The sequence below is a fragment of the Bacillus sp. SIMBA_005 genome, assembly GCF_046535585.1.
GTDB lineage: Bacteria > Bacillota > Bacilli > Bacillales > Bacillaceae > Bacillus > Bacillus pumilus.
Genome location: NZ_JAWRWI010000395.1, coordinates 1 through 272 on the forward strand (window position 1 = coordinate 1; position 272 = coordinate 272).

Genomic DNA, 272 nt, shown 5'->3' on the forward strand with positions numbered 1-272 from the left:
GAAAAAAATATGGCAAAAAAGCTTCAAAACCAATCGTATGGATCACGCTCATTTCCAGTTTAGCTCCATCTGTTACGTGGCTTTCTTTGAATTTTTTGTTAAACCATTTCGGTTGGAGAAATACCTGCTTTATTTATGCTTTTATTCTTTTTATTGTCATACTTCCCATACATCGATATGTATTTAAAGATAATGACAGTGAAAGAGAAATTGAAAATCTTGATGTAAATGTTGTGATTCCTTCAAATGAAGTATTTCGTTCAAGATTGTAT

1 protein-coding gene is annotated in these 272 nt (G+C 30.9%); it reads left to right on the forward strand.

All coding sequences use genetic code 11. The features are described 5' to 3' along the window. On the forward strand, nt 1–272 hold a 272-nt coding region (locus tag SB660_RS20610; protein WP_486304208.1), incomplete at both ends, for a hypothetical protein.